Here is a 7,201-nt window from a genome sequence, read left to right on the forward strand (position 1 = left end):
GGCGATAACCCGGTCCATCATGCGAGCGCACGGTGGGGATGCCTTCGTACGTTCGGATCAAACGAGCACTGTGTTCGAATTGATCGTTCCATGCCAGCCCATTGGAATGGTGCCGATTGCCAACTAACACGACATCTGTAGCGCCAGAGCCATTACACATTACATCGCGGAAAAGAAAGCTAGTTCACTCTTGCCAGAAAGGTTCAAAAATTACAGAAATGTAATTTTTCAGTCAGCCTCATGTTGGTTTCCCCTGATTAAACTCCCCGCATCTGATAAACAAATGGAAAATATTATGAAATTTCATCTCCGTTCGCTCTTCCTTATCGCGTTTATGGGTTCCGCTTCGGTCTTGGCACAAACGCTCCCCAAAGTCGACATCTACAAAAGTCCGACTTGCGGCTGCTGTGGGAAGTGGATCGAGCACATGCAAAAGAGCGGTTTCATAGTCGAAATTCACGAAGTGAATAACATTCCCGCCTCCCGCAAAAAACTCGGCATGCCCGATCAATTCGGCTCCTGCCATACCTCAAGGATTGGCGATTATGTCGTTGAGGGGCATGTTCCGGCAACTGATATCAAGCGATTGCTCAAGGAAAAGCCCAAGGCATTGGGTCTGGCCGTTCCATCGATGCCACCCGGATCGCCCGGTATGGATATCCCGAATTCCCCACCGTACGATACCTTGCTGGTTCAATCTGATGGCACGACCCGCGTTTTTGCGAAACATTAATTTTCATCGGAGAACACCATGAAAACTTTAACTGCAAGCGCTTGTATTGTCCTTATCGCGACCATTTCTGCACCGGGCATTGCCGCTAGCGAACACGACGGTCATGGCGCCATGGCGCCTGGCATGAAGATGCAGGGCCAAGCACCGACCGAGGCAAAAATGGTTGAAGGTCTGGTCAAAAAAGTAGACAAGTCTGCCGGCAAAGTCACCCTTGCGCACGGTCCGCTGCCGAACCTGGGAATGGATTTTTCCATGACTATGGTATTCCGTGTCAAGGACACGGCCTGGCTGGAGCAGATGAAGACAGGAGACAAAATCCGTTTTTTGGCAGACAACGTCAATGGCGCAATAACGGTCGTCAAGTTTGAGCCCGCGAAATAACGTCTACTTGGTGTGGCCGTTCATCAGCGACGCATTCTTATCGTTGTGTCACTCGGGCAGATCCTTGATCTTCTGGCAAATCGTCGAGGCAGCCTGAATTGGCACTTGTACTTCACAGGGAGGTTAAATGCGAGGAAATTTTCGCACGAAGGTATTCATATTGATGTTGGCGCTGGGGATTGCAACCCCAATCCTGTCGCAGGAAGTTGCCATTGGCAGAACCGTCGACAGCCTGCTCGACTATGCCAGAAGCACTAATCCGGACTATGCATCGATGCGCTACGAAGCCGATGCGGCCATCGAGCGGGTCGTGCCCGCCGGCGCACTACCTGACCCAAGATTCAGAATGGAACTCCAGGACATCACCAAGTTTGGTGAGCAAAATGCCACCTTGAACCCGAGCCGGGTCGGCAGCACCAAATACACGGTGCTACAGGAAATACCGTGGTATGGAAAACGTGATCTGAAACGCGAGATTGCCGAACTGGAGGCCGAAGGGGCGCAAGGACGTGTGCGTGGAACCTGGACCGAAATTACCGCCAAGCTCAAAATAGCACATGCCCAACTGTATATTTTGCATCGCAACGAACAACTGACGCGCGAGATTCTCGACCTTATGGTGAGACTGGAAAAGATTGCCCAGATTCGATACGCCGGCGGGCTGGCGATGCAGCAGGACGCGATCCGTGCCCAGGTCGAGCAAACCGGTATGCGTAACGACCTGATCATGCTGGAGAATGAAGGCAACATGCTGCGCGCGCGCATCAATGCGCTGTTGGCCCGGCCATCCAGCGCACGTCTTGCCAATCCCGAGGTGTTACGCCCGATCCCAGCCCCAGCGAAGCTCGACTACGCGACGCTGGAAGACCGCGTACGTGGTCGCAATCCGCAACTTTTTACTGAAGAGGCGCGCATCAAGGCCGCTGAAAAGTCCCGCGAACTGACCTACAAGAACCGTTACCCCGACTTTGCACTGGCCATTTCCCCGATCCAGTACCAGAACGCCGTCAAGGAGTGGGAAGTGATGATCGAATTCAACATCCCGCTCCAGCAAACCTCGCGCCGCGCCATGGAACGTGAATCCGAATCGATGCTTTCGGCCGCCCGGTCGCGCAAGGAAGCTACATCGAACCAGATACTTGGCGAGCTTGCCGAAAATCTTTCCGGTATCGAAGCAGCGCGGCGTACCGAGAGTCTGACGACGAACAGTCTACTGCCCCAAGCCGAATTGACCTTCAACTCCGCCCTGGCCTCCTACGAGAATGGGAAAGTGGATTTCGCCACCCTGCTCGAAGCACAACAACAAATTCGCAAAGCACGCCAAATCCAGATCAAGGCACAGGCAGAAGCGCAGATTCGTCTTGCAGATATCGAAAAACTATTAGGAGAAGATTTATGAAACTGGGGGCGGGATTGACGCTTGGCGTTATCGTTGCTCTGATCGCTGGCGGTGGTGGGTACTGGCTGGGTAACAAGGGAACAGCATTGCCTGGCGCAGGGAGTACGGCGGTTACAGCGGATACCCTCAAGACGACAGGCGAGAACGTTAAAAAAGAGCGAAAACTTCTTTTTTACCGCAATCCGATGGGCCTGCCCGACACCTCGCCGACACCTAAAAAAGACCCGATGGGCATGGACTACATCGCCGTTTTCGAGGGTGAGGACGATGATGGAAACAGCGGAGAACCGGCATCGGCCAATCAGATCAGGATCAGTACGGAAAAAATTCAGAAACTCGGTGTGCGCAGTGAAGCTGCCGAGCTTCGCAACCTCGATAAAACGGTTCGTGCGGCAGGTCGAATCGAACCGGATGAGCGAAAAACCTACGCTATCTCGCCCAAATTCGAAGGTTACGTCGAACGCTTGCATGTGAATGTCACCGGCCAGGCTGTTGGCAAGGGGCAAGCGCTGTTCGAAGTGTATAGCCCGGAGTTGGTCTCGGCACAGCGCGAATATGCCATCGCCGCGCAGGGCGTCGATTCGCTCAAGGATGCGGGGGGTCAAGCCCAGGCCGGCATGAAGCAACTCGCTGAATCGAGCCTGCTGCGACTGAAAAACTGGGACATTTCGGAAGCTCAGGTCAAGGCGCTGGCACAATCCGGCGAGACGAAACGCACGCTAACCTTCCGCTCGCCGGTAACCGGCATCGTCACTGAGAAAAAAGCGCTGCAAGGCATGCGCTTCATGCCCGGCGAAGTCCTCTTTCAGGTCGCCGACCTTTCATCGGTTTGGGTTGTCGCCGACGTCTTCGAGCAAGACATCGGTCTGGTCAAGCTGGGCGCCCAAGCCAAAGTCCGGATCAACGCCTATCCGGACAAGCTCTTTGAAGGCAAGGTCAGCTATGTTTACCCCACCCTCAACGCGGCAACCCGTACCGTACCGGTGCGCGTTGAACTCGCCAACCCCGGTCTACTCTTGAAGCCCGCTATGTTTGCTCAAGTGGAATTGCCGGTGTCAGCCAAGGGTAACGTAGTCACCGTACCGATTTCCGCCATCATTGACAGCGGAACCCGTCAAATTGTCCTGATCCAACAGGGTGAAGGTCGTTTCGAACCGCGCGAAGTGAAACTCGGCGCGCGTAGCGATAGCAACGTTGAAATTATCGAAGGGGTGAAAGAAGGCGAACGGGTAGTGGTCGCCGCCAACTTCCTGATCGACGCCGAGAGTAATCTCAAGGCGGCTGTTGGCGGTTTCGGCCACTCCGCTCACGGTGCGGCGCCCAAGGCGGGGACTGAGTCAGAGAAAGCCACACCAGCGGCCAAGGGGTCGAGTCATCACGCCGAAGGAACGGTGGACAGCGTTGACACAAAAGCGGGCACAGTCAATCTCAACCACGGCCCGGTCGACAGCCTCAAATGGCCGGCCATGACCATGGAGTTCAAGGCCGCCAACGAGACCCTGCTGCAAGCGTTGAAACCGGGTGCCATGGTGATTGTCGAGTTCGTCGAGCGCCAGCCGGGCGAATGGGTAATCACCAGCGTCAAACCGATGGTGATGGGCAAGGAGGCGGCTGCGCCAGCCCCTGTGGCCAATCCGCACGCCGGCCACTGAAGAATAGAGGGAAATTGACCATGCTGGCCAAAATCATCGACTGGTCGGGAAAAAACCGTTTCATGGTTCTGCTTGCGACCCTGTTCATCATTATCTGGGGGGTCTTCGCCGTCCTCAGAACGCCGATTGACGCGCTGCCCGACCTCTCGGATGTCCAGGTCATCGTCTATACCGAGTTTCCCGGCCAGGCGCCGCAGGTGGTCGAGGATCAAGTGACTTATCCCTTGACCACGGCCATGCTTTCGGTACCCAAATCTAAGGTGGTACGCGGCTTCTCATTCTTCGGCGCGTCCTTCGTGTACATCATCTTCGAGGACGGCACCGACATTTACTGGGCGCGTTCGCGCGTGCTGGAATATCTCAACTTCGCCTCCAGCCGCATGCCCAAAGGTGTGACACCTCAGATCGGACCGGATGCCACCGGCGTCGGCTGGGTCTATCAATACGCGTTGCTGGCCAAGGACAAGACGCTGGCCGAACTGCGCAGCATCCAGGACTGGTATGTCCGCTACCAACTGACCAAGGCGCACGGCGTCGCCGAAGTGGCGTCGATTGGCGGCTTTGTGCAGACCTACCAGGTAACGGTCGATCCAGTGAAACTGCGTTCCTACGGCATTCCGCTGATGAAGGTCGCGCAGGTCATCCGCGACTCGAACCGCGATGTCGGCGGTCGTGCCGTTGAAATGGCCGAAACCGAGTACATGGTGCGCGGCAAGGGCTATTTGCGCGGCACAGGCGACATCGAGATGCTTGTCGTCAAGAGTGACAAGGGAACGCCAGTGCTGATCCGCGACATCGCCCGTGTCGAACTCGTCCCCGATGAGCGGCGCGGCCTGACCGAGCTCAACGGCGAAGGTGAAGTGGTGTCGGGAATCGCCATGGCGCGTTATGGTCAGAATGCCCTTGAGGTCATCCACAACCTCAAGGCGAAAATCGAGGAAATCGGCCCCGGCTTGCCCGCAGGCGTGACGATTGAGACCGTCTATGACCGCTCTGAACTCATCCATCGCGCCATCGATACGCTCAAGCGAACGCTGGTCGAGGAGTCGATTATCGTTGCGCTGGTGTGCGTCGCCTTTCTCATGCACGTACGCAGCGCGCTGGTCGCCATCCTGATGTTGCCGGTCGGCATTCTGATGGCGTTCATCGCCATGCGCTCGCTGGGGATGAATTCCAACCTGATGAGCCTCGGCGGTATCGCCATTGCCATCGGGGCGATGATCGACGCCGCAATCGTCATGATCGAGAACGCGCACAAACATTTGGAGCGGCTACCCGAGGGGCACTCAAGTAATGATCGCGTAGAGGCCATGCTTGCTGCGTGCAGGGAGGTCGGCCCGGCGCTCTTCTTCTCGCTGCTGATCATCACCGTCTCCTTCCTGCCGGTGTTCAGTCTGGAAGGCCAGGAAGGCCGTCTCTTCTCGCCGCTGGCCTACACCAAGACCTTCTCCATGGCGGGTGCAGCGATACTTTCAGTAACGCTGGTCCCGGTATTGATGATGCTGTTCATTCGCGGCAAGATTATGCCGGAGTCGAAGAACCCGGTGAACCGCTTCCTGATCTGGGTCTATCGACCGATCATCGCGGCGGTCATGCGTTGGAAGAAACTGACGATCGTTTTGGCGTTGATCATCTTGGGCGTCTCGATCTACCCAGCCTCAAGACTCGGCTCCGAGTTTATGCCGACTCTCAACGAGGGCACGCTACTCTTCATGCCGGCATCGCTGCCGGGCATGTCGATCACCAAGGCCGCCGAGCTGATGCAGACGCAGAACAAGATCATCAAGAGCTTCCCTGAAGTTGCTTCGGTTTACGGCAAGGCCGGTCGTGCCAATACGGCGACTGACCCGGCGCCGACCGAGATGTTCGAGACGGTGATCAACCTCAAACCACAATCCGAATGGCGTGCCGGTTTGACTACCGACAAACTGATTGCCGAGCTTGACAAGGCTCTGCAATTCCCCGGCGTGGCGAACGCCTGGACGATGCCGATCAAGGCGCGTATCGACATGCTGTCGACCGGTATCCGGACGCCGATCGGCATCAAGGTCTTCGGCAAGAACCTGGAGGAAATGGAGAAGCTGGCCAAGGAAATCGAAGCCGTAGTGAAGACGGTTCCCGGCACCACCAGTGCTTTTGCCGAACGCATCACCGGTGGTTTCTATCTCAACATCGAGCCGGATCGCGAACAACTGGCCCGCTATGGACTGGCCATTGGTGACTTGCAGGACGTCATCGGCACCGCACTCGGTGGCGAAATGGTAACCACCACCGTCGAAGGCCGGGAACGCTACGGCGTCAGCGTGCGCTATCCGCGCGAGATGCGTTCCGACCCACAGCAAATTGCCCGCGAGGTACTGATCCCGACCATGGACGGCGCCATGATTCCCCTGGGGCAAGTGGCCAAGGTCGTGGTCGCCAAGGGAACGCCAGGCATCCGCACCGAGAACGGGCTGCTTTCGGCCTATATTTATGTCGACATCCGAGACCGGGATATCGGCGGCTACGTCGCCGATGCGAAGAAGGCGGTGGCCGAGCAGGTCAAGTTCCCAGCGGGCTACTACGTTGCCTGGAGTGGTCAGTTCGAGAATATGGAGCATGCCATCGAAAAAATGAAGGTTGTCATCCCGGTCACATTGCTGTCGATCTTCCTGCTGCTCTATCTCAATTTCCGGCGCATTACCGAAACCGTCATCGTCATGCTCTCGGTGCCCTTCGCACTGGTCGGCGGCGTGTGGTTGATGTGGTTTCTCGGTTATAACCTCTCGGTGGCTGTGGCGGTTGGCTTCATCGCGCTGGCCGGGGTCGCCGCCGAAACCGGCGTCATCATGCTGATCTACCTTGATCACGCGTGGGAAGCGATCAAGGCGAAATGCCGCGCTGAAGGACGCACACCGAACGTCGGCGATCTCTATGAAGCCGTGATGGAAGGTGCAGTCGAGCGCGTGCGGCCGAAGATGATGACCGTGGTGGCGATCATGGCCGGCCTGCTACCGATCATGTGGGGCACCGGTACCGGTTCGGAAGTCATGAGCC

At 56.8% G+C, this 7,201-nt stretch carries 5 protein-coding genes; all 5 read left to right on the forward strand.

Translation table 11 applies throughout. The features are described from left to right. Positions 1–334 precede the first annotated feature (334 nt). Positions 335–733, forward strand: coding sequence for a DUF411 domain-containing protein (locus JNM42_RS02380; protein ID WP_366504395.1), 399 nt, complete (start codon positions 335–337; stop codon positions 731–733). Positions 734–751: 18 nt separating this feature from the next. Further along, a complete protein-coding gene (locus tag JNM42_RS02385; RefSeq protein WP_294265592.1) occupies positions 752–1,114 on the forward strand; it encodes a copper-binding protein in 363 nt (120 codons plus the stop codon). A 127-nt stretch (positions 1,115–1,241) separates the two neighbouring features. After that, entirely contained in the window at positions 1,242–2,513 is a 1,272-nt protein-coding gene (locus JNM42_RS02390; protein WP_294265594.1) for a TolC family protein, read from the forward strand. Further along, on the forward strand, positions 2,510–4,165 hold the full coding sequence (locus JNM42_RS02395; protein ID WP_294265596.1) for an efflux RND transporter periplasmic adaptor subunit: 1,656 nt from the start codon (positions 2,510–2,512) through the stop codon (positions 4,163–4,165). The genes JNM42_RS02390 and JNM42_RS02395 overlap by 4 nt, the downstream gene beginning before the upstream one ends. Before the next feature lie 20 nt (positions 4,166–4,185). Further along, the coding region (locus JNM42_RS02400; protein ID WP_294265598.1) for a CusA/CzcA family heavy metal efflux RND transporter at positions 4,186–7,201 on the forward strand (3,016 nt) is incomplete at its 3' end.

It is taken from the genome of Propionivibrio sp. (assembly GCF_016790145.1).
Classification (GTDB): Bacteria; Pseudomonadota; Gammaproteobacteria; order Burkholderiales; family Rhodocyclaceae; genus Propionivibrio.

Excerpts from the sequence above, each read along its gene's own strand:
- JNM42_RS02380 (WP_366504395.1), top strand. The coding sequence starts at position 335 with ATGGGTTCCGCTTCGGTCTTGGCACAAACGCTCCCCAAAGTCGACATC.
- JNM42_RS02395 (WP_294265596.1), top strand. The coding sequence starts at position 2,510 with ATGAAACTGGGGGCGGGATTGACGCTTGGCGTTATCGTTGCTCTGATC.
- JNM42_RS02385 (WP_294265592.1), top strand. The coding sequence starts at position 752 with ATGAAAACTTTAACTGCAAGCGCTTGTATTGTCCTTATCGCGACCATT.
- JNM42_RS02390 (WP_294265594.1), top strand. The coding sequence starts at position 1,242 with ATGCGAGGAAATTTTCGCACGAAGGTATTCATATTGATGTTGGCGCTG.